Source organism: Xanthomarina sp. F2636L, assembly GCF_026410195.1.
Lineage (GTDB): Bacteria > Bacteroidota > Bacteroidia > Flavobacteriales > Flavobacteriaceae > Xanthomarina.
Genome location: NZ_JAPMLM010000068.1, coordinates 748,857 through 774,805, shown reverse-complemented (window position 1 = coordinate 774,805; position 25,949 = coordinate 748,857). Strand labels below are relative to the sequence as shown.

Sequence of the window (25,949 nt, the reverse complement as noted above, 5' to 3'; positions counted from 1 at the left end):
GACAAAAATAGGAATTATTTCATATGATGTGCTTTTTTAGTATTTATATTGGTTTTTAAAAACATATTATTATGAATATATAATGTATTAATATAAAAACTTATAATACTAATCTTTTTTTCAACCTATTTTTTAAACTTTTTCTTGAGATTAAAATTGGACTTATATGATTGGGGCTATCATCCAATAAGCTATAAGAGTTTTCTTCTTTATTGTATTTAATACTCTTATTAGAATTAAAATATGAATAAAACATCTTCTTTTCAATAAACATTTGATTATCATCGTTTTCTAAAAGAAGACTTTCTATGGTTACTTTTTCACTCTTTTTATATTTTTGAAAAACAAATTGTAATTCCAATGGCTCTTTGTTTAAGCAAAACTCAACAAATCTACCTTTAATATTCCCTTTTACCCTATGCTTTTCATTATTTTTATCCGTATACTCCAATTCTAATAACTCCCTGTGAGACATTAAAATCTCTATTCTAGCTCTGAAATTAAATTCTTCTCCATCACAACTATCAAAACAAGAGGTTGTCATGAGTGGTAAAAAACATAGAACAAAAAAAATTATATAAGAATATTTCATAAGTAAATTAATCAAATATATAAATTAAATACACTTATTATATACTATAGTAAAATTAATCTTATTACCTTAGCTTTTAAATTAATTTGATTAAAATCAATGAAAATTGGAATAGATGCGAAGTGGTATTTTAATGGGCACCCTAGCGGTAAAGTTGTTGTAGAAAATCTTGTTAATCAAATTATTGAAGTAGACTCCTCCAATGATTATTACATATTTTTAGACAAGAAAGACAAGAATTTTGTTTTCCCCTATAAACAAAGTAATATTCATTTAGTATATGTGCCAAACAAGGTTAATGCAATTACTAATTTTTTTATTCTCCCTTTTTACACATATAAACACAAACTAGACATTTGTCTTTATCAAAATTACGCACCTTTATTTGGTGCAAAAAAAAGAGTTAATTATGTGCATGATGCTTTGTTTATGGATTTTACAGAATATTTTTCTCTTACCGAGAGAATCTATTTTTGGCCCATGAAGTATTTGTCTAAGTTTTCTAATCATGTTATAACTATCTCTCATTCTGAAAAAGAAAGGATGGCAAACCACGGGTTTTCTAGTAAAGAAAACATAAGTGTTGTTCATCATGGTTTAGGGTTAACAAAAGAATCTAATAGTTTTACTAATAATTTAGAGATATTTAAAAAATACAATCTCCCTCAAAATTATATTTTATATCTAGGCCGCTTAAATGTTAGAAAAAATATTCAAAGCCTTTTAAAGGCTATGCCAGATGTAAATGAAAATACGGGGTTAGTTATTGTAGGCAAGGATGATCATAAAACTATGGATTGGGATAGACTCATAAATCAATTAAATATCAAAAATCGTGTTTTTAAATTAGGTTTTGTTCCAGAAGATGATATTCCATTTTTATATAAAAACGCAAGTGTTTTTTGTTTTCCATCATTTGCTGAGGGTTTTGGTCTGCCTCCGTTAGAAGCCATGTTCTACAATACTCCTACTGTGGTATCTAAAACCACATCATTGCCTGAAGTTTGTGGTGATGCTAGTCTCTATGTCGATCCAAAAAATGAAAAGGAAATAGCTAGCCAAATAAATAAGATTCTATCAGACGATACCGTTAGAAAATCTTTGATTGCTAAAGGAAAAATAAGAGTGAAGTCTTTTAGTTGGGAAAAAGCTGCTAAAGAAGTTTTAACTATATTAAAATCTGTGTAATTTTTTATGGATTTATCTATTATTATTGTCAATTATAACGGAGAAGAATATTTAACTGATTGTTTAGATTCTATTGAAAAACAATGTCAAGGTTTTTCGTATGAAATTATAATTTGGGACAATGCTTCAAAGGATAATTCTATTGAATTTTTGAAAAATAATTACAGTAATAAAATAAAACTTTTTGCCTCAAAGGACAACCTAGGCTTTGCTGGTGGAAATAATGCTGCAGCAAAACATGCTCAAGGTAAATACTTTTTTTTATTAAACAATGATACCATTTTATTAAACCCAATGAAACCTATATTGGATTTAATGAGGAAAGATTCTAAAATTGGTGTTTTAGGTATTAAGATGTTAAATGGAAATAAGAACTACACAATTTCTAGTGGCTCACTACCAAAACCATATCAATTAATCTATTTTAAATGGTTTTCTATAATTAATAAAGAATTTGCTTCTGGTATGTTTTCTAATAATAACCCAATTGAAGTAGGCTGGTTGTCAGGATCATTTTTAGTTACTCCAAAAAGCTTGTGGGAAGATATTGGTGGGTTAGACGAGTCCTTTTTTATGTATGTAGAAGATGTTGATTATAATAAAGAGGTTGCTAAAAGAGGCTACAAAAGAATGTTTATGCCCAATCTGGAATACATACACTTTGTCGGGTTTAGTGGCGCTAAAAACAATTTACTGGTTAAAGGGTACCGTATTTATATTAAAAAGCACTTTAGCGGGTTAAATAGATTAATTGCAAATTTTTGCTTAAGTATTAATGAGCTTGTTAAAAAGGCAAAGAAAAGTTACTAGATATAACAAACTATTTTTTATCTTTATTACGCTTATTAATAATTTCAGATAATTCTTCCATATACTTTTCTGCCCCTAAAGAGTTATAATGTCCTCTATCAAAATAATATTTAGGGTCTGAAATAGGATTGTTTTTAATTAGCCAAAGATTAAAGCTATTAGAATAATCATCTAACCCAAAAGCAATAGGTTTTAATTTAATAAGTTTTAATTCTTTTGATTGATTTGTTTTTATAGGTTGTTTATTTTGCTCTACAAGTTTTAAATAATCTGTGTTTCTTTTAATTAGGTTTTTGTTATTGGGCGAATGCTTTAAACTTTGATCCAATGGATAAAACCCATTTTGTTGAGCAATAATACCTTTTAAGGGAAGTACCCCATTTATATTATACTTAAAAATATCAAAAACCTGTCCGATACATAATTGATTTTCAATAAAACCAACTAAATGGTAGTAAGCTTGAGTATATTCTTTCCTGGATGTGAAATAATTAATTCCTCTAAATGCACGTTTTGTGTCTAGATAATAATTAGATCTTACAGAGTGTAGATTTTTTTTCCCTATAAAGCTGTAAGTAATGTTTTGAACATAAATATCTTTTTTATCATAAAACTTTTTTGTGTGAAGAAAATTGTCCATTAAATACTCTACTTCTAATGTAAATGTTCCAGTAGCACCTAAATTAAACGCAGATTTCCCGGTTTTACTTTCGAATAGAATTGGGTTTATATGACGATATGTTTTACTAGAACCAAAGAAAAAGGCATCAAAATCTTTATTTGAAGTTTTCAAAAACTCCATTTTTTGCGCTACTTGCTTATTCCCCCAATAATATGGAACCATTAATTTTATGGCTTTTAAAACAACGAAAAGCACAGCTGTAAATATCAATATTTCTAATAAGAATTTTTTCATAGTCAAATTAAAATTGAAAATATATAAATTCGTTTTTGCCGGATAAGTACTGAATAATTGTTAAACACAAAAATAAATATAATACATAACGGCTAATTTTATTTTTAGGCATATTATATAAACCAAAAGAGTATGCTCTATTAAACCATTCAAAAACGAACATAACTATTATAAAAAAAGTTACGACATATAAATTTTCAGTTTCCAACCCTACTTTATTTAAAAATGAATTATCAAAAAACATATTTTTAAACATATGCTCTAGATAACCAAATCCTTCTTGAATATTATTAGCCCTAAAAAAGACCCAAGCAAAGGTTACAATGACAAACATTCTGAATACCTGAATAACCTCTACAAAATTTGGAAAAATTTTATTTTGAGCTATAACATCAAGGTTTTTTCTATTACGTTTTAAGAAAATTAACGGGATGTAGCATAACGCATGTAAAAAACCCCAAAAAACAAATGTCCAGTTAGCACCATGCCAAAACCCACTGACTAAAAAAATAACAAAAATATTTCTCAGCTGCAAAATCTTTGATACTTTACTACCACCTAACGGAATATATACATAATCCCTAAACCAAGTAGAGAGTGAAATATGCCAACGTCTCCAAAACTCAGCAATATCTCTTGAAAAGTATGGAAAACTAAAATTTTGCATTAAATCAATACCAAGAAGTTTAGAAACGCCAATTGCAATATCAGAATATCCAGAGAAGTCACAATAAATCTGAATAGCAAAAAAAACAGCTCCAAGTATTAAACCTATTGAACTAAAATTAGTGTAATCGGCAAAAATTGGATCTACAAATGCGGCACAACTATCTGCTATTGCGACTTTCTTAAATAATCCCCAAAGAATTTGTCGCATACCCGATTTTGCCTTTACATAATCAAAAAGTCTTTTGTTCTCTATTTGAGGTAATAAATTAATGGCTCTTTCGATTGGTCCAGCAACAAGCTGTGGAAAAAATGCTACGTATGTGAAAAAGTTTAGCATACTTTTGGTTGGCTCTAATTTGTTTCTATACACATCTATAGAATAACTTAAAGTTTGAAATGTATAAAAACTTATACCAACAGGAAGCACAATGTTTAATGTGGTAACACTTGGTTTATAGCTAAAAATACTGCAGAAATCGACAAAGGAATCTATAAAAAAGTTAAAGTATTTAAACACCATTAAAAAGCCGATATTAACAAATAAGCTTGTAAATAATAAAGCTTTTCTTCCGTTTACTTGCTTTTTTAATTGAAGCCCAATTAAATAATCTACTAAAGAGCTAAAAATAATAAGAGAAAGAAACCTGTAATCCCATAAACCGTAAAACAAATAACTAGCAGCTAACAAAAAAATATTTTGTAGAATTAATTTTTTTGATAGTATCCAATAAATAATAAAAACTATTGGAAGAAATAATAAAAACTCAATTGAATTAAATAACATAAATTAAATTTTAAGAGCTTAGTTCGTTCTGAAATTATTTTAACTTCAAACTAATCATTATTATATAAATAATTAATAATTTGAACCTGCAACACATTGTTAAGCCATACTTTTTCTTCTTCGCTTAAAGTATTTTTCCAATTCCCTATTTTCCCTTTATTAAAGGTTGAACTTTTAGAAGAAAAAATACTATTACATATAGATTCAAGCTCATCCTTATTTATGTCTACGGATATAAAATTCGAAATATTTTTTACAGCATCCACCTGAAGTTCTTTACTTCCACCCCCATTTGGACCAATTAGGTGTTCAAATTTTACACATAAAACTTCCGGTTGGTTTAACCACGGCTGGAATTTATCTAACACTTCTGAAAAAGGCTCAAGCACATCATGTTTACCCTCTATCATAGCTTTTAATTTATCAAATCTTGTATTGTACTGCCTAATTAATTTGTGAGACTTTTGCGTTGTGTCCATTTTTTCAATGTAATTTAAATGAGACAAAAGGACATCTCTTGGATCGCGTATAAGATGAATTATTTTAATGTTGTTTTCATTAACTGTTTTTATTATTGAATCATGAAATTGCATATGCGATAACAAAAACTGCCCCTTTTTTAATGATGATATTACAGGTAGTTTTGATTCAACAGGGTTTTGTGTTTCTATTTTAAGTGTTCTTTTTCCACAATGTCTCATTAATGGAAGTTGAAAAAACAAACTTTCTAAAAGATGTGTTCCAGATTTTGGCAAAGAATTTAACACGACTTTAGGTCCTGTTTTTTTTCCTAATTTTTGTGATTCCTGCAGCCCATGTAAATATATTTCTTTCTTTTTTAAAAGGTAATATTTATATTTTTGATATTGATTTTTTGCTTTCATAGGTACTACTTGTTATCATTAATAAAATATACATTATCCCAAAAAACATTATTCCTCTTTGCCTCCATATTACAGACTCTGTAAAGAACAAAGCCATCGTTACGATAATAAATGGAAAAAGAAAATGAACTTTTAAGCTTCTTTTTAAGCCAAATATCAATACCAAGATAAGTAATATTATACCTATTAAACCAAGCTCTGCAAAAACCTGTATGTATTGATTATGAAAATTATAGGATTGAAATGCTTTTGGAGTGTTTAATTTTTGATGTATCGTTTTTATTTCTTCTTTAGAAGCATCAATACCCACCCCAAAAACATACTCAAAAGGTGTATTTACAATATTGGTAAACACTCTTACTTGTAAAAGCCTTGCTTCTAGCCCTGTATATACACGTCCTTTCTTAAATGATTCTTCTTTAAAGATTTCTACCAATGAAGTGTCAAACTCTTTTAAAAACCTACTTTGAACAGGCTTAAAAAATGTGAGTACCCCAAAAGTTAAAACCGCAATAACGATTACAGATGATAGTTTTAGAACGTTACTTTTTATATTAAAAAATACTATACCCACACCAATTAAAACCGTAACAAAAAGTATCATTTTAGAGCTTAACATAATTAAAAATACAAATAAAATAGCCGACACCAAGAGGCTCCATATATTCTTTCTATTATGGCTATTTAAAGTGCACAAAAAAACAACTGATACTATATAGGAAACGTAAATAGCGTTTAAATCAAGAGGAGAAACTAAATCATGATAATATAAAAAACTCTTATATTGATATTTATGGTATTTAAAAGCTGCAATCGCTAAAAAAACAACTCCTAAAGCTGATAAAAAAACAGCGTACACATTAAGCACTTGTTTTAGTTTTTGTTTAGATAATTTTGGTAAAAACACACCAACTATTGCAAAAATAAATAAAGAGCTTTGCCTGCCTATGCCATGTAATGTTGAAGCGTAATCCTGAGACCATAAAACAGAGGCATACAAGGTAATGGAAAAAAACAATAGTGGAAAGAATTGTTTATTGGGCATAAAACTCTTCTTCTTTATAATCCAAAAGAAAGAATATAATGACCATAAAGCAAAAGCTAAATTACCTAAAAAATAACCAAATGGAATAGAAATAAGTAACAATAGACTTACTGCACAAAATCCAGATTCCCAAGATTTATTTATCTTGATCATTGTGACATTGTATTAAATAATCTAAATATTGCTTGTTTATTATTGGCCAATTATACTGAACTTTAATCTTTTCTATATTATTTTCGATCTTATTAAAATTTTGATCTTTTTTAACCGTTAAAATTAAATTCGATATTTCATTAACTGTCTTAAAATAAAAAGCATCTTCTTCCAAAATAGCCTTGTTAAAAACATTATTATGAGCTGCAATTAATGCTCTAGACCCCATAGCCTCTAACAAAGAAGGGTTTGTTCCTCCAACTGAGTGTCCATGAAAATAAAGTAACGAATAACATCTTAAATGATTTAAGAAATCTAAATCGTATATAGCTCCTAGAAAACGTATATTACTATAATTTGAATATTTATCTTTTAAATATCTTCCAAAAACCGTTGCCTCCATATTTCCAACTACACAGAATTTACGTGATGATTTACTTTTAATAAAACCATCTAAAATTAATTCAATATTGTTTTCTGGTTCCATTCTAGCTATTAAAACATAATACTGTTCTGTCAATAAATCAAAATCAGTAATTAGCTTTTTACTTGTAGGTAAAAATATATTAGCTCCATAAGCTATGAATTTAGATTTTACTTGGTATTTCTCTTTTAAATAGATTTGAATACCTATTGAGTCAGAAATTAAATAATCACTTGTTTTAATAGCCCACTTTTCTGCATACATAAGAAACTTTTGAACTTTCTTTGAGTATTTACTTCTTTTCCACTCCAATCCATCCATGTTAGTAATAATAGTAGATTTATTAGGAAGAAACTTTCCCCATATAGAGTTACTAGTATACCCTAACTGTAAAACGATATCAAAGTTTCTTTTTCTTGCATCTTTTATGCAAATTAAATCATAAATAAACTGGCCTGCTGTTCCTATCTTAGATTCAGGATCATAACAATGAATTATAGTAACGTTTTTATATTTTTTTTCTTGATACGGGTGATTATGCGAATTATATACAAAAATTTCATGGTTTTCCTGTTGTGCATAGACTGCAAAAAACTCTGCAAATTGCTCAAAACCACCATGGTAGTTTGGTATTCCTCTTGTGCCTAAAATCCCTATTCTCATGCAATTTTATTATAATGTAATTGTAAAAAAAGTAACGCTCCTAAAAATATTGAAACAACATCTTTTGGATTAAATATTCCTGAAATAATAAAGCTAGTAAATAAATAAAATATAGCAATGCCAGAAATATAATTATTAATGAATTTTAATTTATCATTTCGTGATCTAATATAAGATTGCAAATAGAGGTTTAATAAAAAGAGAAGATAGAGTGAAATACCAATAATTCCGGTTTTAAAAAATACATAAGCATAACCATTATGTATTTTAGGAATATACTGCATATGTTCGTTACCAAGAGGAGCAACAAACCCCAGATCAATTAGCGAGCCTGACCCCATTCCTATTATAAATGGTGTAATGCTTTTTTCTGCACGCATGGTCTCAAAAGCTCTTTTCGCTTCATAAGCCCTCCAATGATCCCAACGTTCAGAAGCATCATCCATATTAACATCAGTAGTAAATATTTCACTTGGTGCTATTTTAAGTTTATATAAAAACCCTTCAAGACCACTAGCACCACGTTCAATATCAAATGAAAATAGCGCTTTATAAAACACTAAAATACCTATCATTATTGAAAAGCCAATTATAATAGCTTTCTTGGTAATTTTTGTATAACCTTTTGATGCTAATAGCAAAATTAAAAAAGCCACTACCATTGTTCTTGAAAAATAAAAAATAAATGAAGTGGCCAAAATTAGATAAGTTAACTTTTTATACCGAAAAGAAATTGTGAAATATTTATCTTTCTTATTTAAAACTAACAAAGTGCAAGCTATTAACAACAAAAAGTTATCTTTCCCTCCAATATATCTTAGATATGTTATTTCAAAAATTCCTGTTGTTATAAGAGAGAAAAGTATTTTCGAAATATGAATAACAGATAATAATAAACCAAGAAATATTACGGTTTTAAAAATGTATTCTTTGTTTTTTATCTTACTAGCTAAAACATATCCTAATAACAAATAAAGAAAGGGTTTTAATAAGTATACTATATCCTTAATAGTATTATATAAGGTATTATCATAAAAAAAATACGCAAAAAAACTGATAGCCAAAATACCAAATAACAACGATAGCGATGTTAATAAGGTATTTGTAAACCTTAAACTTTTAACTAAGGGCAAAAATGACAGTAGAAAGATAGATAATAGAACATTGACCTCAAGAGAGTTGATAATAAATGGTACCAATAAAACTATTGAATACATCCAAATGTATAATTTATTATATGAAATAGTTATTCCTTTCGTGCTCATTTCCTATCTATAATGACCAATTAGACAAGTCTATGCCTAAAAGTGATTGTAAGTTTTTTATATCTTCTTTATAATAATTATTTAAAAACAATTGATCTTCTGGTTTTAATTTTGGTTTCTCTGCTTCCTTATATAATATTTCTTTATTTAAATAATCTTTCAAAAATTCTGGAAATAAATGTTTCAGCACTTTAAGTTTACTTTTATACTTTAAAAATCCTTTTGAAATGTTTCCCCTATGTGTAACATATGGGTTATGAACTTTTTGAAAATCAATTTTATTGACTAAAGAGTTATCAATTTTTAAAAAATCAAATATTTCTCTTAAGTACTGTTCTGTGCTTTTTATAAAATCTTCATAAATTATAATTTTTACATGTTTCTTATCAAAAACATCTAAATATCTAACTACTTGTTCGTAATATAAACCTATATCTAAATACATATGGGCTTTACCCCAAACTTTTGGTTCTGCAAATTGGTCCTTTAATATTGCCTGTTTAAAATTATTTTCCAATTGGTGACCATACTTTAAATCCATTAAGTAATGAGAATAGGCTCTGTGTATAGGGCTTCTAAGCAATATAATAATTTTAGTATTAGGAAAGTCAGAATATATATTTTTTGCAGCATCTTTATCCCATAAATAAGAAGGGGAAGCATCTGCTAATATTTTTTGATTCCGAGCTTCTTCATATAAAGAAAAATAAACGTTTTTATCGTTAATCATTCTCTTGTGGCATGTTTTACCTTTTTTTGGAATTATATAATCAGCAGGGTTATCAGACTCGGCATTTGAATAAAAATTTGGTTCTTTAACCCTTGGGAGAAAGATCTCTGGATGCTGTGATAAATAGTTATATAAAGATGTTGTACCACTTTTAGCAGCCCCAACAATGAATAAGTTTATATTTGGCGTTCTGTTTATCATATCTATTCAAGCCATTTGGATAAATCTCTATCGATAAGTTTTTCTAAACTTTTAATATTTTCTAAATATAGCCCTTGTAAATAATATTTAGATTCTTGGTCAATGTTTTCTTTCTCAAGATTTTTTTTCTGAATAAAGCTTGTAAATTCTATTCTAAGTTTTTTTGGTACAATATTTTTAAAAAAAGATTTTAAGAAAGAATCTTCCTTTTGTAACCTTGATATAAGTTTTACTTTTGGTCTGCCAGATATGTTTTGATTTCCTATTTTTTTAAACTGTATTTTATCAAGATCTAAAAAAGTAACAACTTCATCTAATATTCTGTCAGGGTTTTTCTTAAAGTCATCATATAGAACTATTTTTACAGAATTAAACTCTTCTAGATAAGCTTTTACTTGATTATAATAAAACCCTCTATCTACATAAAAAAAGTCAAAATGAGCATTTTGTTCCATTCTCGTTTTTTCACTCTTAACGGCTTCTAGAAAGCTTTTATCTTCGACTAAATCTCTAACCTTCATCATGTATTGAGAAAAAGCTCTTTCGATAGGGTTCCTTAAAATAATGAGGATTTTTACATCTTTATGGTTAGGAATAGTTTTTCTAATATTATCTATAGTCTCCTTATAAAAATACAAGTAAGGGGTAGAGGATTCACCTCTTATGGCTCTATCCCGGCCATCTTCAAAAAGTGCTTTATAAGCCTTTATTTCTGTTACAAATTTAACTGGTCTTCCTGTAGTGAAGCTAATGTTTTTTTTGTCCTTAAACTTAAAAAAGCTAGGCTCTTTCCAGTCTGTCATAAATACATTTGGATGCTGTTTTAAGTATTCATGTATAGTTGTTGTTGCTGCTTTTGCAGTTCCAACTATTAGAAAATTTGGCAAATCATTATTCATTATATCTAAACTTTAAAAAAGGAATGTAAAAAGTAACATATTTTAATTTACTGTAAACATACACAGCTGAACAAACATTTAAAATAATAGTTCCTGAAACTGACACTAATGCCGCTCCTACCATACCATAGACTGGAATTATAAAATAATAACCAACTACAACAAATAAAGCTGTTGTTAAAATAATATTTCGTAAAGCCTTCTGGTTACCTGTCATGTTTAAAAAAACACCAACAGACCCTGTGGTCGCGTTTATTATTTGTCCGAAAATTAGAATAATCAATACTGTTTGCCCCAATAAAAACTCTTCTCCAAAATAAGTCAATACCATTTCAGAATTAACTAGAAGAACTATTGAAACAAATAGTGAACTCCAAAAAATAAGCTTTGAAGATTGTCTAATTACTTTTTTTAATTCTTTTTTTCGGTTATTCCAATATAATTCTGAAAATTTTGGAGCTGATATGGTGTTAACAACTGTCAAGGCTAGACTAACTAATTGTGCCAACATAACACAAATATTATATATTCCAACATGTTTTGTTGAGGAAAACGTTTCTAAAAAAAATACTCCAGAAAAAGCCAGCACAAAAGATGATATTGAAATGACCATCATTGGCATTGATGTTTTTACAAAACTAGTCCTTTTTAAAGATATTTTTTCTTTTTTATTACCTAACTTTTTTAAATGTGTATATATAAATATTACAGATATTAAAAAGGTTATAAAAACTCCTAAAGCTAAAGCATATATTGGGTTTAATAGCCCGCTATTTAATAAGGAAAAAAACAAAACAATGAGCATTACTAAATAAATACTGATGCTCCTTAAAAACTCTGAAACTTTTAACAGCTTTAACCCTCTAATAAATTCTACGTTAATTAAGTTTAAAGTAAAAAATGGTAGTGTAAATGCAATGATCTTAAGTGCTGTAGTATAATCTGAATTTTCAAAAACATAGGTAGCTATATAATCTGAATATGTATAGATAAAAACTGCAACGATAAGTGAAATAGGAAGTGCTAATTGATTGAAGTATTTAAATATAGCTTGTAAGTATGAGGACTTATCTTTATTACTACTATACTCTCCAACATATCTTAATACAGAAATATTAAACCCTAAAGCACAAATTAAGCCAATAGATCGTAAAATTTTATTAGAAAGACCGTAAATACCTACACCTTCAGCTCCAAAATCTTTAGAAATTAATTTTAGGACTAAATAGCTAAATAGCATTCCTAAAATTTTTAAAACAAAAGTAATTGAACTACCAGATAATAACTCTTTAAAATTTTTATCTGAAGATATTTTTTTTTTAATTTTTTGTAGCAACTATAGTTTTTGGTTTAGGAGTATTCAACAAAATTAAAAAATCTTTTCTTCTAGCTTTTCAATTAAAATTGGTCTAAAATTAAATCCAGGTAATGTATTTTTCTTTTCTTTCTTAACAACAAATGTATTTGTCTCCTGATTAAAATCTGTTAACAGATTTGGGTTAAAAAAGTTCCAAATTTTATTTTTAGGAATTTCAAAACTCCTTTGGCTCATGTTAAAATTTGCCTTATTTATAGAAAGACCTTCATTAATACCTCCTTTAAAATTTACTCTCATATCAGTTGGATATACATTAGCAGGCAATGTAAATAAAATGTCTTGAGGCTCATTTTTTCCTATAACACTTACTTTTACAAAATCTTTGGGGCTATACTGTAATGTCTTCTTTTCCGTGTATCTTAACAACAAATCCATATCTGAAGCTACAACAGCATTCAGGGTAACTTGAAGTCCCTCTTCTTTAGGTTCTTCTTTAACTTGGTTTTCTACATTATTTGCGTCATTATCTATATTTTTATTTCCCTTTTTGTCATCTTTACAAGACACAAGAGCTATGCAAAATATAAATACAAAATATAAATTCTTCATTTAGTGAAATTTTATAATTAAACTATCATTCCGGCAGCAACAGTTTCATTGGTTGCATCATCCACAAGAATAATACTTCCTGTTGTTCTATTCTCTCGATAGGAATCTACCATCAATGGTTTGGTCGTTCTTATTTTTACTTTAGAAATATCATTCATTTTTAATTCTGTATCCCCTGTAATACGGTCTAATGTATTGATATCGTATTTATAAACCACCTCCTTTATCATGGCTGTTTGCTCGTTAGAAGTATGACGAATAGAGTATTTAGCACGTGGTTTTGCTGGACTGTTATTTAACCAGCACAACATAACTTCTATATCTTGCGATGCTTCTGGTTTGTTATTAGAACGCACAATCATGTCTCCTCTACTAATATCTATATCGTCTTCAAGCGTTATAGACACAGACATGGGCGCATAAGCTTCATCTAGTTCTTTGTCTTCTAGGTTTATCCCTTTTATTTTTGAAGTAAATCCAGATGGCATAATCGTTACGGCATCTCCTTTTCTAAAAATACCACTTGCAACACGTCCTGCATACCCTCTATAATCAATATACCCTTCGCGTTGTGGTCTTAAAACGGTTTGTACTGGGAAACGTGCATCAACTTTATTAATATCACTACCTATATGCATGGTTTCTAAAGTATGAAGCATAGGGGCTCCTTGATACCAAGGCATATTTGTAGATCTGTTTACAACATTATCTCCATTTAAGGCACTCATTGGTATAAAACGCACATCTGTTACTAATAGCTTAGAGGCTATTTCTTCAAATTCTCTAACGATCTTATTGTAAACTTCTTCTGAAAAATCAACTAAATCCATTTTATTTATACACACAATTATATGTGGTATATTAAGTAAAGAAGCTATAAAAGCATGTCTTTTAGTTTGCTCAATCACACCATGTCTAGCATCTATTAAAATGGTTGCCACATTAGCAGTTGAAGCACCTGTAACCATATTACGTGTATACTGAATATGTCCAGGTGTATCTGCAATTATAAATTTTCTCTTTGGCGTTGTAAAGTATCTATAAGCTACATCGATAGTAATCCCTTGTTCGCGTTCGTCTCTTAACCCATCTGTAAATAATGCTAAATCTACATTTTCAAGACCTTTTTTCTTACTTGTATTTTCAATGGCTTGTAATTGGTCTTCAAATATTGATTTAGAATCGTATAGTAAGCGTCCTATTAAGGTGCTTTTACCATCATCAACACTTCCTGCTGTTGTAAAACGTAATAATTGATTATTGTCTAACATGTTTATTCTTTGAAATTCTGAAAACTCCTAAATTAAATTTAAGGTAACATTTTCAATTTTAATTTATTAATCTAAAAGTATCCCTGACGTTTACGATCTTCCATAGCAGATTCAGAACGTTTATCATCCGTTCTATTTCCACGTTCTGTTTGGCGCATACCTGATACTTCTTCGGCAATTTTTTCTAAGGTGTCTGCATCAGATTCAATACCTCCGGTAATAGTAATATCTCCTAAAGTTCTAAAACGAATTTTCTTTGTTACTATTTCTTCGTGGTCTTCTAATACCAAGAACTCTGAGTTTGGAATCCAAGAGTCTTGTCTCCAAACTACCTCACGTTCATGAGCGAAATACAATGATGGAATGGCTATATTTTCACGTTTAATATAATTCCAAACATCCATTTCTGTCCAGTTACTAATTGGAAACGCTCTAAAATGTTCTCCTTGAAAATGCTTACCGTTAAAAATATTCCATAATTCTGGGCGTTGATTTTTTGGGTCCCATTGTCCAAAATCATCTCTATGTGAAAAGAAACGTTCTTTAGCTCTAGCCTTTTCTTCATCACGCCTTCCACCACCAATAGCACAATCTACCTTATTAGCTTCAATAGCATCTAATAATGTTGTTATTTGCAAGGCATTTCTTGTCGCGTTTTTACCTTTTTCTTCAGCTACACGACCATCATTAATAGATTCTTGAACCGAACCAACAATAAGGTTAACACCCAGTTCTTTTAAAATATCGTCTCTAAACTTAATGGTTTCAGGAAAATTATGTCCTGTATCTACATGCATTAATGGAAACGGAATTTTAGCAGGATAAAATGCTTTTTTAGCTAAATGTGCAACTAAAATTGAATCTTTACCACCTGAAAACAAAATAACTGGATTTTGAAATTGAGCCCAAACTTCACGTAAAATAAAAATGGCTTCGCTTTCTAATTCGTCTAAATAATTTAAATAATACTTACTCATTTTTGAGTTTTAATTTTGGTGTTATATATTCTACGATTCGTTCTGCTGCTGCTTCAACCGATTCGTTTTCTGTATTTATTTCAATGTTCGGGTTTTCTGGTTCTTCATAAGGGGCCGAAATACCTGTCATGTTTTTTATTTCTCCAGCTCGAGCCTTTTTATAAAGTCCTTTAACATCACGTCTTTCACATTCTTCAACGCTGGTATTCACATATATTTCGACAAAGTTAACATCTTTAACGATACTTTTAATATTCTCACGATCTTTTTTATAAGGTGACACAAAAGCTGCAAGTGTTACTAAACCAGCATCAATCATTAAATTTGCTGTTTCGGCTATTCTTCTAATATTTTCTGTTCTATCTTTTGGTGAAAAACTTAAGTCTTTATTTAGACCTTTTCTAATATTATCTCCATCTAAAGTATAGGCATTAATACCTTGTTGAAATAATTTTTGCTCGACTACATTTGCAATAGTTGATTTACCAGAACCTGAAAGGCCAGTAAACCATAATAAAAAGGAATTGTGCTTATTAAATTTCCTTCTATCTTCTACTGATATTAGGTAATTATGTGGGATAATATTTTCTTTCATCTGTACATTTTATTTTTTTACTAGTCAGATAGCGTTTGCTTTTTAAGATTTTGTTTTTAACCAAAACAGTGACAGCTCATTTCGTTTATATTTTTTGTACACATAAATGCTAAATAGCAGAATTGGAAATCTTTTTAATGATTCCTTTTTGGAAAAAAGAAATTACGAATTTTTCCTAATGGCAGTTTTAACCATATACGCTCGTGTAAATAATATAGAATAAATTTACTAAATAACTCAATAATTGCAATATAAAGTGCTATCTCGCCAAACACATCCAAGATGGCTCCAGAAATTATAAATGTCATCGTTGTAGCAATTAATCGCCACGACATAGTTTTATACAAAGTTTCTTTTTTTGTAACCACACCATCTTTTAAGACGTGTTGCCATACTCTTTCGTGAAAATAATAAACTGCTAGTTTTATAAAAAACTCAATAAAACCTATTTTCAATGCATCCTCAATACTACAGTTTCCTGAAAGGCAGGTAATTAAAAGCACCACCAAAATAGTATCTGACGTGGCAACAATTCGCCATGAAATACCTTTTATTATGCTGCGTAGATGAGACTCCTTCCTTATTGCTGTCATTTATCTTTTATTTAGAAACTAGGAACCAAGGATTTAACAAGTTCTTTTTGTTATATAATAAAGGCTTATTTGTTTCTTTTGAAATAACTTCTATACCAACGGCATTACAAATAGCTTGTCCTGCAGCTGTATCCCATTCCATAGTTGGCGCAAAACGTGGATACACATCTGCATTTCCTTCTGCAATCAAACAAAACTTTAAGGAGCTTCCTTTTGAAACAACTTTAACTTCTTTCCCTGATTCTTTAAGAACATCCATATAGTCTAAAGTCTCTTGGCTCATATGTGAACGACTACCAACTACTTGAATGAGATTTGAATCTCCTGATTTTGGCTGTAACGATTTAGCTTTTTCTATTATCTTTTCAATATTTACATCAGGTGAATCTAATTCAACTTTAAAGCCTTTATTTTTTTCAACATCAGCGTAATACAAAACTTTAGTAGCCGGAACATAAATAACTCCTAATACTGGTTTTCCATTTGTAACTAAAGCAATATTAACCGTAAACTCGCCGTTACGTTTGATAAACTCTTTAGTACCATCTACAGGATCGACAACCCAACATGTTTCCCAAGTTTGTCTAACAGTATAATTTGTTTGTTTGTTTTCTTCTGAAATAATAGGAATTTCTGTAGGTATCAAAAAAGTATTAATAATGTCGTTTGCCTTCTTATCAGCTTCAGTTAAAGGAGATTTATCGTCTTTAATCTCCACATTAAAAGCTGTATCATAAACTTCCATTATTACTTTCCCTGCTTCTAATGAAGCTTTTATGGCTGTTTGTAAGTTTTTATTCATTGTAATTTTTTAAAGCTTTTCTTAAACTATCTCTCCAATGTGGAATTTCAATTTGTAATGTCTGTTTTATTTTAGATTTATCAAGTACACTAAACGGTGGTCTTTTAGCTGGAGTTGGGTACTCTATAGATTTAATAGGCAATAATTTTATTTTAGAATCTATTTCTTCAAAAATAGCCTTTGCAAAATCGTACCAACTAGCTACACCTTCGTTACTATAATGATAAACGCCATATTGGTTGATTTTTTTAGAAATTAAGTGTAAGATTATAGACGCCAAATCTGTTGCATAGGTAGGTGTGCCTATTTGATCTAAAACTACATTTAATTCCGTTCTTTCCTTTGATAATTTGATCATGGTCTTCATAAAATTATTACCATGTTCGGAGTATAACCAAGAAGTTCTTAATATAAAATAATGACTTAGATGTTTTTGTATTTGGATTTCTCCCTGAAGTTTTGTTTCACCATAAACACTTATTGGATTGGTAATAGCTTCTTCATTATAAATACGAGTTTGATTCCCATTAAAAACGAAATCAGTAGAAATGTGAATTAAGGTCGTTTGATATTTTTGACATGTTTGTGCCAAATTTTTTGCACCAAGCTCATTAATTCTAGTGGCATTTTCAAAATCACTTTCGGCTTGGTCTACTGCCGTGTAAGCTGCACAGTTTATGCAGTAACTTACAGTCGTATTCTTAAAAAATATTTCTAAGCTTTCTCGGTCAGTAATGTCCAGATCTAAATAATCTGTATATATAAAATTAAAATTAGTTGTTTCTAAATCCTTAATACAGCTTGCTAGTTGCCCATTTCCACCTGTAACTAATATATTAATCATAGTTTTGCGTCCACTAATTTTGGTAAAACTACATCTTTTTCTGAAACTAAGAGAGATTCTTCAGGTAATTGCCAATTTATGTTTAATAAAGGGTCGTTGTAAATAATACCACCTTCAGATTCTTTATTATAGTAGTTATCACACTTATATGAGAATATTGCAGTATCACTTAAAACTACAAATCCATGAGCAAACCCTCTTGGAATAAAAAGTTGTTTTTTATTGTTTTCTGTTAATTCTACAGCAACATATTGAGAAAAAGTAGGAGAGTTTTTTCTAATATCTACAGCCACATCTAAAACCCTTCCTTTAATAACACGAACTAACTTGGCTTGAGCATGAATCCCTATTTGATAATGCAGACCTCTTAAAACTCCTTTGGTTGAAAAAGATTCGTTGTCTTGAACAAAATTGGTATTGTTTCCAGTTAACTGATTAAATTGATTCTGATTAAAAGATTCAAAGAAATAACCTCTTTTATCTTTAAAAATTCTAGGTTCTAATACAAAGCAACCTTGTAATTTTGTTTCTAATACTTTCATTTATTTTTTATTCAATAAGCCCAATAAATTTTTTCCATAACCACTTTTTAAGAGTGGTTTTGCTAGGTCTTTGAAGGTGTTTTCTGATATATATCCCATTTCAAAGGCCGCTGCTTCTATAGAGCCTATCTTTAAACCTTGTCTTTCCTCTATGACTTCTACAAATTGAGAAGCCTGCATTAAAGATTGAAAAGTTCCTGTGTCCAACCAAGCTGTACCTCTATCTAATATGCTAACATTAAGATTTCCTTGATTTAGATATTCTCTATTAACATCTGTTATTTCAAGTTCGCCTCTATCACTCGGTTTTATGTTTTTAGCAATATTAACTACGGAATTATCATAAAAATAAATTCCGGGAACTGCATAATTAGATTTAGGCTTTTTTGGTTTTTCTTCAATAGAAATGGCTTGTCCTTTACTATCAAACTCAACCACACCATAACGCTCAGGATCGTGAACACGATAAGCATAAATAACACCTCCTTCAGGATTGTTATTACTTTGAAGTAGTTTAGCTAATCCTGTACCATAAAAAATATTATCTCCTAAAATAAGTGCAACTTTATCTTTTCCAATAAAATGTTCTCCAATTATAAACGCTTCAGCTAAACCGTTTGGGTGCTCTTGTACTTCGTATTCAAAGGTGCAACCATATTTTTTTCCATCTCCTAAAAGATCTTTAAAGAGGGGCAAATCTTTAGGGGTAGAGATTATTAAAATCTCCTTAATTCCAGCATACATTAAGGTTGAAAGTGGATAGTAAATCATTGGTTTATCATAAATAGGCATTAATTGCTTACTTACAGATAATGTTAAAGGGTGTAATCTGGTTCCTGATCCTCCTGCTAGTATAATTCCTTTCATTAAAATTTTTATTTTATATTGCTTGCTTGCCAATGGGCAAAGATGAAAATCTAATTATATTGTTTATCGTAATAAGATTGATAAGTACCACTAGTAACACTTTGTAACCAATCTTCATTATTTAAATACCATTCAATGGTTTTTTTTAAACCTTGCTGAAAAGTTACTGAAGGTTGCCAACCTAATTCTTCTTTTATTTTTGAAGCATCAATGGCATATCTTAAATCATGTCCTGGACGATCTTTTACATAAGTAATTAATTTTTTTGATGATCCGTTTGGTCTATTTAAAGCTATATCCATTTGCTCGCATAGCAAATTAATTAAATCTATGTTTTTCCACTCATTAAAACCTCCTATATTGTATGTTTCTCCAGTAATACCTTTATGAAAAATTAAATCTATTGCAATAGCATGATCTTTAACATACAACCAATCTCGTGTATAATTTCCATCTCCATAAACAGGAAGTGGTTTATTATGAATAATATTATTAATAAATAAAGGAATTAATTTCTCTGGAAATTGATTTTGCCCATAGTTATTGGAGCAGTTAGATATAACATATGGTAATCCATAAGTTTCTCCATAAGCTCTTACAAAATGATCTGAACTGGCTTTAGAAGCAGAGTAAGGGGAATTCGGATCATAAGAAGTTGTTTCTGTAAAAAGACCTGTTTCGCCTAAGGTTCCATAAACTTCATCTGTACTTATATGATAAAATAGCTTATTTTTATAATCATCTTTCCATAACTCTTTAAAAGCATTTAATAAAATCATAGTGCCAATAACATTTGTTTTTACAAATGCCAACGGGTCTTCAATTGATCTGTCTACATGCGACTCGGCAGCTAAATGAATAACACTAGTAAACTGATATTTGTCGAAAAGTTTATTTATAGCTCTTTCATCAGTTATATCTACTTTTAAAAAAGAGTAATTTGGCTTGTTTTCAACATCTTCTAAGTTCTCCAAATTACCTGCATAAGTCAAACTATCTAAATTATATATATGATAATTTGGATAATTTTCAACAAATAGTCTCACCACATGAGATCCAATAAAACCTGCTCCTCCAGTAATTAAAATAGTCTTTTTATGCTTCATAATTTTTTACGTATACAATTGTTATTCTAGAAAAATACACCACACATAATAACATAAAAGCTAAAATTGGAAATATTAACGTGTATTTTTCATACCATTCTGATGATTTATTACCAACTTCTTGAAAACTAGAAATAACATCGAAAAACACATCTTCCTCAATTTTTTTCTCTTCTAATTGTTTTAAGTCATTTCTTAATTTCATTTCGGTATTTAGTAGATCGTATTCTCTAGTTTTTGTTTTATCTGAACTTAAGGAAAAGCCTTCTCCTCCTAGACTAAATTCTGTTGGCTTTTGCTGAGATTCGTCCTTTAAAACAGTTATATATATTTTTTGAAGAGAATCTACTTGAGCTATTTGATCTATAATATTTGCTTTTTGAATGGCAATTAAAGAATCTCTTTTTTTCATTTTCTTTAAAGAATAAATGTTTGTAAAAGAGTTATTTAGTCCTTCTTCAAGTTTAGGAAAAATATCTTTTTTTAACGCTGTTACACTAATCTCAAAAAAATCACTAGAGTAAATACTTCTATTCTCTACAAAATCATCATAATTTATGTCTTTTGCCCTAATACTATCTACATTTTTAATAAAGTTTTCAAATTGAAGAATACGCTCATTTTCTGTTTCAGGTCCAGGTTTAATATCAAATTCCTTAATATCTTTAACTTCATCCTCTGACAACACAAAAAGGGAGGAAAGGGTATTATAGTTCTCATTTTCAATTAAAGCATTAAAATAATTAATGTTGGTTATTAACTGGTATTTTGATTCAAAATACGGTTTAACAAGCATTGTAGAAGCGTAAGATTCAGGTTTTAATTTATCTAAAACGTAACCTAAAACTCCAGCTAAAATCATGGTTAAAATAATTATTTTAAAGTTGACAATAAAGGCTCTAAGGGTATAAACAATAACTGTTAAAATAGATTTAAAAATAGATTTAATAAAACTAATTATATTATTAATCCCTTTCCCAATTAGGCTAAAAATAACAACTAAATCAATTTCTTCCGAATTGTTAGAGCTTTTGTTTTCTTTATAGTTTTCGTTCATGTTACGTGGTTAATTAAAAATTTGTTCTAATATTTTTCGTGTAATTAAATATGTTGGTTTTACTCCAGAAGTTCCTAAACCTCCTGAAGCTAATGTACTTCCTGTTTCTAAAGGGTTATCACTTGCATAGTAAGCATATCTTACTTTTACATTTGGATTAATACTGTGTCTTACTTTGGATGCTGCCTGGATGGCTTTTTGGTAATGTGCTCCTTCCATTTCTAAGCCAATAACATTCCATGTGGAGTTAAAAAAGAACTTTAAAATTTCTTTATTCTGCAAAGACGTTCCTAAAACCGATATCATAGATCCCTCATAAACAGCTACTCCATGTCCATCTAAATCTTTTTTACTCAATTCGTTTTTAAAAGGATAGTTATCTGCTGTTCCTTCAAAAATATGTGCTGAAGGAATCATAATATCTCCTTTTCCTCCTTCTAAAATGCCCGCTTTTCCCATAATGGAAATAGACTCCACATTTAAATGTATTTTATTTCCGTTGAATCGAATAGGTTTTAAAAGTTCATCAATAGTTTCATAAGCCTGCTCTCCAAACGCGTAATCCATGACGAATATAACTGGTTTTTCGGAATTTTTAAACGTTTCACTAACGGCAATATCAATTTTCGAAAAATCTATTTTTGCTGTATCAAAAATTTGGACGTCAATATTAGTTCCAGAACTATCCGGAATATATATCATGCCATTTTGCAAGGCTTCTTTGGTTACTTTATTTCGTAAATCTTTGTTATCCTTATGACTAATAGCTTCATAAACTTCAAAGATACTTTTCTTTTTTACAATTGTTTTTAAAGCTGAAGATGCAAAAAGAGAATTCATAACACTATGCATATTTGCACTAATAATATGAATTGGCCTTTCTAAAAGGTCGTTTTTATTTAAGATTTCTTTAATATTATTTGACCAAATCTCTCCGTGAATATGATGTCCTAAACGCTCTCTTAAAACAGGACTAAACGTTACTGTTCGTTTATTATTATTTATTACTTCTTCAATGGCTAGCTTTCCTAACCAATAAACAATATGAAGTAATCTTTCAGGTTGAGCCTCTATTGCAAACTGACCGTAAACCGTAACTATTTCATTAAACGTTCTTCCTAAAATATTTGCTGTATGAGATATGGCTACTTCTCTTTCTTCTTGGGTAAGTTTCTTTTTAGATAGAACAGCCTTTTCTAATTTTTTCCAATCTCTTGTTGTATTTCCTGCTTCGTCTATTAAAACTCGTTTACTTATTTTATGAGACTCAATAAATATGAATGTAAGGTGGGTAAGAATATCATAAATTTCCGAGCGACCTCTAGTAATTTCAATATTCATTTGCTCATTATCTATACGATAACAATTTCTTCTTCTTTTTGGTGGGATTATTGGTTTAAAATGCGAATTTGCATAACCTTCATCACTTGTTAAGTTTATAAATGTACATTCCTCAATCCCTTGAGGTAATCTATCAATAACATAGAGTAAGCCTTCTAATTCAGCTTTTTCTTCTCCAATAGAACCATAGATTTCTGGTCTTAAAAGCAATAATGCTTCGCGAAGTGTTTCTCCAGAAACTCCCATAGGCTTGTAAAAACCTCTGTTAAACAAGTGCCTCATGGTAATATACATTCTTTCTATGGCATTTGAGCTTTCTTGAGCTCTCGTTCTCTCATGATGTTTTATTTTACTCATAAACTTAATTTAGCTAACAAATATAGTATTATTTAATCAGATTTTGGACTTCAAATACATTCGCTATGTTTCTATCGTTTGAAAGTCTTGCAATTTTATTCTGTCCTCCTAATTTTCCAATAGATTTCATGTACTCCTGAAAACCGTTTTTCTTTATTTGAGTTATTTTTAATGGCTGTAACACTTTGCCGTTTATTAAATCGAAATAGTAGCTGTTTTGATTTTGTAAAGAGCTATCTATTTTATTTGAAAATTCCTCAAAATTTAATGGTTCATTATCAAATTCTATAAACCATTCGTGATAAGGCAAACCATCTTCAGGGTTTATTTGTGGGGCAACTGTAAATTCGGTTACTTGAATTTGACTTCCTTTAATAGCTTCTTGCAATGCTTGTTCTACTTCCTTTCCAATAACATGTTCTCCAAAAGCAGAAATAAAATGTTTAATTCTTCCGGAAACAATAACACGATAAGGCTTTAATGATGTAAACTCTACCGTATCTCCAACATTATAGGCCCAAAGTCCAGCATTTGTTGAAACTATTAGCACATAATTTACACCTAATTGAACATCTTTTATGGTAAGACGTTTGGGGTTTTCATTAAAAAATTCATCAGCTTTAATAAATTCATAAAAAATACCTGATTTTAACTGAAGCAACATGCCTCTTTCGTTTTGCTTATCTTGAAATGCAAAAAACCCTTCACTAGCTGGAAATAGCTCGATACTGTCTACTTTCCTACCAATTAAATTCTCAAATTTAGATCTGTAGGGTTCGTAATTAACGCCTCCAAAAATAAAAAGATTGAAGTTCTTAAAAACGTCACCAACCTTCTTACCTGATACCTCCTGAATCTTTTCAAAATACATTTGAACCCAAGATGGGATTCCCGAAATAACTGTCATGTTTTCTGGTAATGTTTCTTTAACTATTGCACTTACTTTAGTTTCCCAATCTTCAATACAGTTGGTTTCCCAAGATGGCATTCTGTTTTTTTGAAGATATTTTGGTACGTAATGAGCAACAATTCCTGATAGCCTTCCTAATTTAATGCCATTGTTCTTTTCTAAAATTGGACTGCCTTGAAGGAAAATCATTTTTCCATCTACAAATTTGCTATTTCCTGTTTCTGCTATATACATTAAAATAGCATTTCTGGCAGCTTCAATATGAGTTGGCATACTTTCTTTAGTAATAGGAATATACTTAGCTCCAGAAGTAGTTCCTGAGGTTTTGGCAAAATAAATTGGTTTCCCTTTCCACAACACATCTTTTTCTCCAGCAACTACACGTTCTACATAGGGCTTTAAGTCTTCGTAATCTCTTATAGGAATACGTTTTACAAAATCTGCATGGGAATTGATACTAATAAAATCATGATCTTTTCCAAATTGCGTTGCTACTGCAGAACTTATTAATTCTTGAAAAACGTTTTCTTGAGTTTCAATAGGGTTATTTGCCCATTTTTGGACATTTTTATAAATACGTTTTGCAAATGGTTTGGCTAAAGCAGATTTTATTGAAAACATTAATTAAAGTCTATAAAATTAGTTGGATTAATTGGGTACCCATCTTTCCAGAGTTCAAAATGTAAATGTGGCCCAGAAGACAACTCTCCTGTATTACCTGAGGTTGCAATAACTTCACCAGATTTTACCAATTCGCCCTGAGATTTCGTTAGTGTTGCATTGTGCTTATAAACAGAAATTAATCCATTGTTGTGTTCTATTATTATAACATTTCCTGTTTCAACTGTCCATTCAGCAAAAATAATTGTTCCATCTGCAGTAGCTTTTACTGGAGTATTTCTTTCAACAATAATATCTACAGCATAATGTTTTTCTTCAAAGTTATAAGATTCCGAAATGGTTCCAGTTACTGGAGGAAATAACACAAAATTAATTTTGGAAGTTGCTGTTTCAAACAAATTATATTTATCTTCTTTAGCTATTTTTTCACGTAAAAGAGAGTCCTCTCTAGATGGGCTTAAGTTAATTTCAGATACATTTATTCTGGCTTCTTCTAAAATAGAATCTCTATTAAAATCTACCGAACTTATCTCTCCTTGAAGTACCTTCTTTATGGAGGCGTAGTATCTTTCATTTACAGCAATTGCCTGCTGTAAAGAATCTGTTCTATACGTTAATTGTACAGCTTGCTTTTTTAATGCAGTAGAAGAGTATCCAGGAATATATTCTCTTAAAGACGTAAATGCTATTAATAAAGTGGTTCCAGCAATTAACAGAATTGAGGATAAAGACATAACCACAAACACATTTAAGCGAGTTAACTTAAACGATAATCGTTCTTCGAAAGTGTCTTCGTTAAGTATCACCAAGCGATACTTATGAAGTAATTTCTTTTTAAACTTTTTAGATTTCTTTTTGTTCTCTGACATACTGCTAACAAAATTAAATAAAATTATCTCACTAGTCGATGTGCTTT

The 25,949-nt window shown here is 29.5% G+C and carries 26 protein-coding genes; 2 read left to right on the top strand and 24 right to left on the bottom strand.

The window, feature by feature from the left end; genetic code table 11:
* Positions 1-100: 100 nt before the first annotated feature.
* The gene (locus OS191_RS10865) at positions 101-592 is read right to left on the bottom strand and encodes a hypothetical protein (protein WP_267155709.1); all 492 of its coding nucleotides are present in this window, start codon (positions 590-592) and stop codon (positions 101-103) included.
* 99 nt (positions 593-691) lie between these two features.
* Here OS191_RS10865 and OS191_RS10860 point away from each other — a divergent pair, with 99 nt between their 5' ends.
* Both OS191_RS10860 and OS191_RS10855 read left to right on the top strand, forming a co-directional pair.
* A complete protein-coding gene (locus OS191_RS10860) occupies positions 692-1,780 on the top strand; it encodes a glycosyltransferase family 4 protein (RefSeq protein WP_267155708.1) in 1,089 nt (362 codons plus the stop codon).
* Between the two features lie 6 nt (positions 1,781-1,786).
* Positions 1,787-2,590, top strand: a complete 804-nt coding sequence (locus OS191_RS10855) for a glycosyltransferase family 2 protein (protein ID WP_267155707.1) — start codon at positions 1,787-1,789, stop codon at positions 2,588-2,590.
* A 10-nt stretch (positions 2,591-2,600) separates the two neighbouring features.
* Here the strand turns inward: OS191_RS10855 and OS191_RS10850 are convergent, their stop codons facing one another.
* From OS191_RS10850 to OS191_RS10740, 23 genes are all read right to left on the bottom strand, one after another.
* Positions 2,601-3,506: a hypothetical protein gene (locus OS191_RS10850; RefSeq protein ID WP_267155706.1), complete on the bottom strand. Its 906-nt coding sequence runs from the start codon at positions 3,504-3,506 to the stop codon at positions 2,601-2,603.
* Between the two features lie 7 nt (positions 3,507-3,513).
* Complete coding sequence (locus OS191_RS10845; RefSeq protein ID WP_323370114.1) at positions 3,514-4,602, bottom strand: MBOAT family O-acyltransferase; 1,089 nt, start codon at positions 4,600-4,602, stop codon at positions 3,514-3,516.
* Positions 4,603-5,009: 407 nt separating this feature from the next.
* A complete protein-coding gene (locus tag OS191_RS10840; RefSeq protein ID WP_267155704.1) occupies positions 5,010-5,843 on the bottom strand; it encodes a sulfotransferase domain-containing protein in 834 nt (277 codons plus the stop codon).
* Positions 5,812-7,041, bottom strand: coding sequence for an O-antigen ligase family protein (locus OS191_RS10835; protein WP_267155703.1), 1,230 nt, complete (start codon positions 7,039-7,041; stop codon positions 5,812-5,814). Before OS191_RS10835 ends, OS191_RS10840 begins: the two co-directional genes overlap by 32 nt.
* The gene (locus tag OS191_RS10830) at positions 7,025-8,128 is read right to left on the bottom strand and encodes a DUF1972 domain-containing protein (protein ID WP_267155702.1); all 1,104 of its coding nucleotides are present in this window, start codon (positions 8,126-8,128) and stop codon (positions 7,025-7,027) included. The genes OS191_RS10835 and OS191_RS10830 overlap by 17 nt, the downstream gene beginning before the upstream one ends.
* Positions 8,125-9,099 (bottom strand): O-antigen ligase family protein, encoded by a 975-nt coding sequence (locus OS191_RS10825; protein WP_267155701.1) that lies wholly within the window; start codon positions 9,097-9,099, stop codon positions 8,125-8,127. Before OS191_RS10825 ends, OS191_RS10830 begins: the two co-directional genes overlap by 4 nt.
* 301 nt (positions 9,100-9,400) lie before the next feature.
* Positions 9,401-10,324 (bottom strand): sulfotransferase family protein, encoded by a 924-nt coding sequence (locus OS191_RS10820; protein ID WP_267155700.1) that lies wholly within the window; start codon positions 10,322-10,324, stop codon positions 9,401-9,403.
* 2 nt (positions 10,325-10,326) lie between these two features.
* Positions 10,327-11,223, bottom strand: coding sequence for a sulfotransferase domain-containing protein (locus OS191_RS10815; protein ID WP_267155699.1), 897 nt, complete (start codon positions 11,221-11,223; stop codon positions 10,327-10,329).
* On the bottom strand, positions 11,216-12,559 hold the full coding sequence (locus OS191_RS10810) for a flippase (protein WP_267155698.1): 1,344 nt from the start codon (positions 12,557-12,559) through the stop codon (positions 11,216-11,218). Before OS191_RS10810 ends, OS191_RS10815 begins: the two co-directional genes overlap by 8 nt.
* Before the next feature lie 33 nt (positions 12,560-12,592).
* Positions 12,593-13,150 (bottom strand): hypothetical protein, encoded by a 558-nt coding sequence (locus OS191_RS10805; RefSeq protein WP_267155697.1) that lies wholly within the window; start codon positions 13,148-13,150, stop codon positions 12,593-12,595.
* Between the two features lie 17 nt (positions 13,151-13,167).
* Positions 13,168-14,421 carry a sulfate adenylyltransferase subunit CysN gene (gene cysN / locus OS191_RS10800; RefSeq protein ID WP_267155696.1) on the bottom strand — a complete coding sequence of 418 codons (1,254 nt, stop codon included), beginning with the start codon at positions 14,419-14,421 and terminating at the stop codon, positions 13,168-13,170.
* Positions 14,422-14,492: 71 nt separating this feature from the next.
* Positions 14,493-15,398, bottom strand: a complete 906-nt coding sequence (gene cysD / locus OS191_RS10795; protein ID WP_267155695.1) for a sulfate adenylyltransferase subunit CysD — start codon at positions 15,396-15,398, stop codon at positions 14,493-14,495.
* Positions 15,391-15,993 carry an adenylyl-sulfate kinase gene (gene cysC / locus OS191_RS10790; RefSeq protein ID WP_267155694.1) on the bottom strand — a complete coding sequence of 201 codons (603 nt, stop codon included), beginning with the start codon at positions 15,991-15,993 and terminating at the stop codon, positions 15,391-15,393. Before cysC ends, cysD begins: the two co-directional genes overlap by 8 nt.
* Positions 15,994-16,127: 134 nt before the next feature.
* Entirely contained in the window at positions 16,128-16,586 is a 459-nt protein-coding gene (locus tag OS191_RS10785; protein ID WP_267155693.1) for a DUF2061 domain-containing protein, read from the bottom strand.
* Positions 16,587-16,593: 7 nt separating this feature from the next.
* On the bottom strand, positions 16,594-17,388 hold the full coding sequence (gene cysQ / locus OS191_RS10780) for a 3'(2'),5'-bisphosphate nucleotidase CysQ (protein ID WP_267155692.1): 795 nt from the start codon (positions 17,386-17,388) through the stop codon (positions 16,594-16,596).
* Complete coding sequence (gene rfbD / locus OS191_RS10775; protein ID WP_267155691.1) at positions 17,381-18,232, bottom strand: dTDP-4-dehydrorhamnose reductase; 852 nt, start codon at positions 18,230-18,232, stop codon at positions 17,381-17,383. The genes cysQ and rfbD overlap by 8 nt, the downstream gene beginning before the upstream one ends.
* A complete protein-coding gene (rfbC, locus tag OS191_RS10770; protein ID WP_267155690.1) occupies positions 18,229-18,774 on the bottom strand; it encodes a dTDP-4-dehydrorhamnose 3,5-epimerase in 546 nt (181 codons plus the stop codon). Before rfbC ends, rfbD begins: the two co-directional genes overlap by 4 nt.
* Positions 18,775-19,641, bottom strand: a complete 867-nt coding sequence (gene rfbA / locus OS191_RS10765; RefSeq protein ID WP_267155689.1) for a glucose-1-phosphate thymidylyltransferase RfbA — start codon at positions 19,639-19,641, stop codon at positions 18,775-18,777. It abuts the gene before it with no gap.
* 50 nt (positions 19,642-19,691) lie between these two features.
* Positions 19,692-20,747, bottom strand: coding sequence for a dTDP-glucose 4,6-dehydratase (gene rfbB, locus OS191_RS10760; RefSeq protein ID WP_267155688.1), 1,056 nt, complete (start codon positions 20,745-20,747; stop codon positions 19,692-19,694).
* Positions 20,737-21,804: a hypothetical protein gene (locus tag OS191_RS10755; protein WP_267155687.1), complete on the bottom strand. Its 1,068-nt coding sequence runs from the start codon at positions 21,802-21,804 to the stop codon at positions 20,737-20,739. Before OS191_RS10755 ends, rfbB begins: the two co-directional genes overlap by 11 nt.
* A 9-nt stretch (positions 21,805-21,813) precedes the next feature.
* Entirely contained in the window at positions 21,814-23,502 is a 1,689-nt protein-coding gene (locus OS191_RS10750) for a DUF6909 family protein (protein WP_267155686.1), read from the bottom strand.
* A 28-nt stretch (positions 23,503-23,530) separates the two neighbouring features.
* Entirely contained in the window at positions 23,531-25,033 is a 1,503-nt protein-coding gene (locus OS191_RS10745; protein WP_267155685.1) for a GH3 auxin-responsive promoter family protein, read from the bottom strand.
* Complete coding sequence (locus OS191_RS10740) at positions 25,033-25,902, bottom strand: M23 family metallopeptidase (RefSeq protein WP_267155684.1); 870 nt, start codon at positions 25,900-25,902, stop codon at positions 25,033-25,035. Before OS191_RS10740 ends, OS191_RS10745 begins: the two co-directional genes overlap by 1 nt.
* Between the last annotated feature and the right edge of the window lie 47 nt (positions 25,903-25,949).

What these genes read in the sequence shown, in the direction of transcription:
- OS191_RS10855 (WP_267155707.1), top strand. Translation starts at nt 1,787, where the DNA reads ATGGATTTATCTATTATTATTGTCAATTATAACGGAGAAGAATATTTA.
- OS191_RS10860 (WP_267155708.1), top strand. Translation starts at nt 692, where the DNA reads ATGAAAATTGGAATAGATGCGAAGTGGTATTTTAATGGGCACCCTAGC.
- cysQ (WP_267155692.1), bottom strand. Translation starts at nt 17,388, where the DNA reads ATGAATAAAAACTTACAAACAGCCATAAAAGCTTCATTAGAAGCAGGG.
- OS191_RS10815 (WP_267155699.1), bottom strand. Translation starts at nt 11,223, where the DNA reads ATGAATAATGATTTGCCAAATTTTCTAATAGTTGGAACTGCAAAAGCA.
- cysD (WP_267155695.1), bottom strand. Translation starts at nt 15,398, where the DNA reads ATGAGTAAGTATTATTTAAATTATTTAGACGAATTAGAAAGCGAAGCC.
- OS191_RS10750 (WP_267155686.1), bottom strand. Translation starts at nt 23,502, where the DNA reads ATGAGTAAAATAAAACATCATGAGAGAACGAGAGCTCAAGAAAGCTCA.
- rfbA (WP_267155689.1), bottom strand. Translation starts at nt 19,641, where the DNA reads ATGAAAGGAATTATACTAGCAGGAGGATCAGGAACCAGATTACACCCT.
- OS191_RS10805 (WP_267155697.1), bottom strand. Translation starts at nt 13,150, where the DNA reads ATGAAGAATTTATATTTTGTATTTATATTTTGCATAGCTCTTGTGTCT.
- OS191_RS10865 (WP_267155709.1), bottom strand. Translation starts at nt 592, where the DNA reads ATGAAATATTCTTATATAATTTTTTTTGTTCTATGTTTTTTACCACTC.
- OS191_RS10830 (WP_267155702.1), bottom strand. Translation starts at nt 8,128, where the DNA reads ATGAGAATAGGGATTTTAGGCACAAGAGGAATACCAAACTACCATGGT.
- OS191_RS10835 (WP_267155703.1), bottom strand. Translation starts at nt 7,041, where the DNA reads ATGATCAAGATAAATAAATCTTGGGAATCTGGATTTTGTGCAGTAAGT.
- OS191_RS10745 (WP_267155685.1), bottom strand. Translation starts at nt 25,033, where the DNA reads ATGTTTTCAATAAAATCTGCTTTAGCCAAACCATTTGCAAAACGTATT.
- cysC (WP_267155694.1), bottom strand. Translation starts at nt 15,993, where the DNA reads ATGAAAGAAAATATTATCCCACATAATTACCTAATATCAGTAGAAGAT.
- rfbC (WP_267155690.1), bottom strand. Translation starts at nt 18,774, where the DNA reads ATGAAAGTATTAGAAACAAAATTACAAGGTTGCTTTGTATTAGAACCT.
- OS191_RS10850 (WP_267155706.1), bottom strand. Translation starts at nt 3,506, where the DNA reads ATGAAAAAATTCTTATTAGAAATATTGATATTTACAGCTGTGCTTTTC.
- cysN (WP_267155696.1), bottom strand. Translation starts at nt 14,421, where the DNA reads ATGTTAGACAATAATCAATTATTACGTTTTACAACAGCAGGAAGTGTT.
- OS191_RS10755 (WP_267155687.1), bottom strand. Translation starts at nt 21,804, where the DNA reads ATGAACGAAAACTATAAAGAAAACAAAAGCTCTAACAATTCGGAAGAA.
- rfbD (WP_267155691.1), bottom strand. Translation starts at nt 18,232, where the DNA reads ATGATTAATATATTAGTTACAGGTGGAAATGGGCAACTAGCAAGCTGT.
- OS191_RS10785 (WP_267155693.1), bottom strand. Translation starts at nt 16,586, where the DNA reads ATGACAGCAATAAGGAAGGAGTCTCATCTACGCAGCATAATAAAAGGT.
- OS191_RS10840 (WP_267155704.1), bottom strand. Translation starts at nt 5,843, where the DNA reads ATGAAAGCAAAAAATCAATATCAAAAATATAAATATTACCTTTTAAAA.
- OS191_RS10820 (WP_267155700.1), bottom strand. Translation starts at nt 10,324, where the DNA reads ATGATAAACAGAACGCCAAATATAAACTTATTCATTGTTGGGGCTGCT.
- OS191_RS10740 (WP_267155684.1), bottom strand. Translation starts at nt 25,902, where the DNA reads ATGTCAGAGAACAAAAAGAAATCTAAAAAGTTTAAAAAGAAATTACTT.
- rfbB (WP_267155688.1), bottom strand. Translation starts at nt 20,747, where the DNA reads ATGAAGCATAAAAAGACTATTTTAATTACTGGAGGAGCAGGTTTTATT.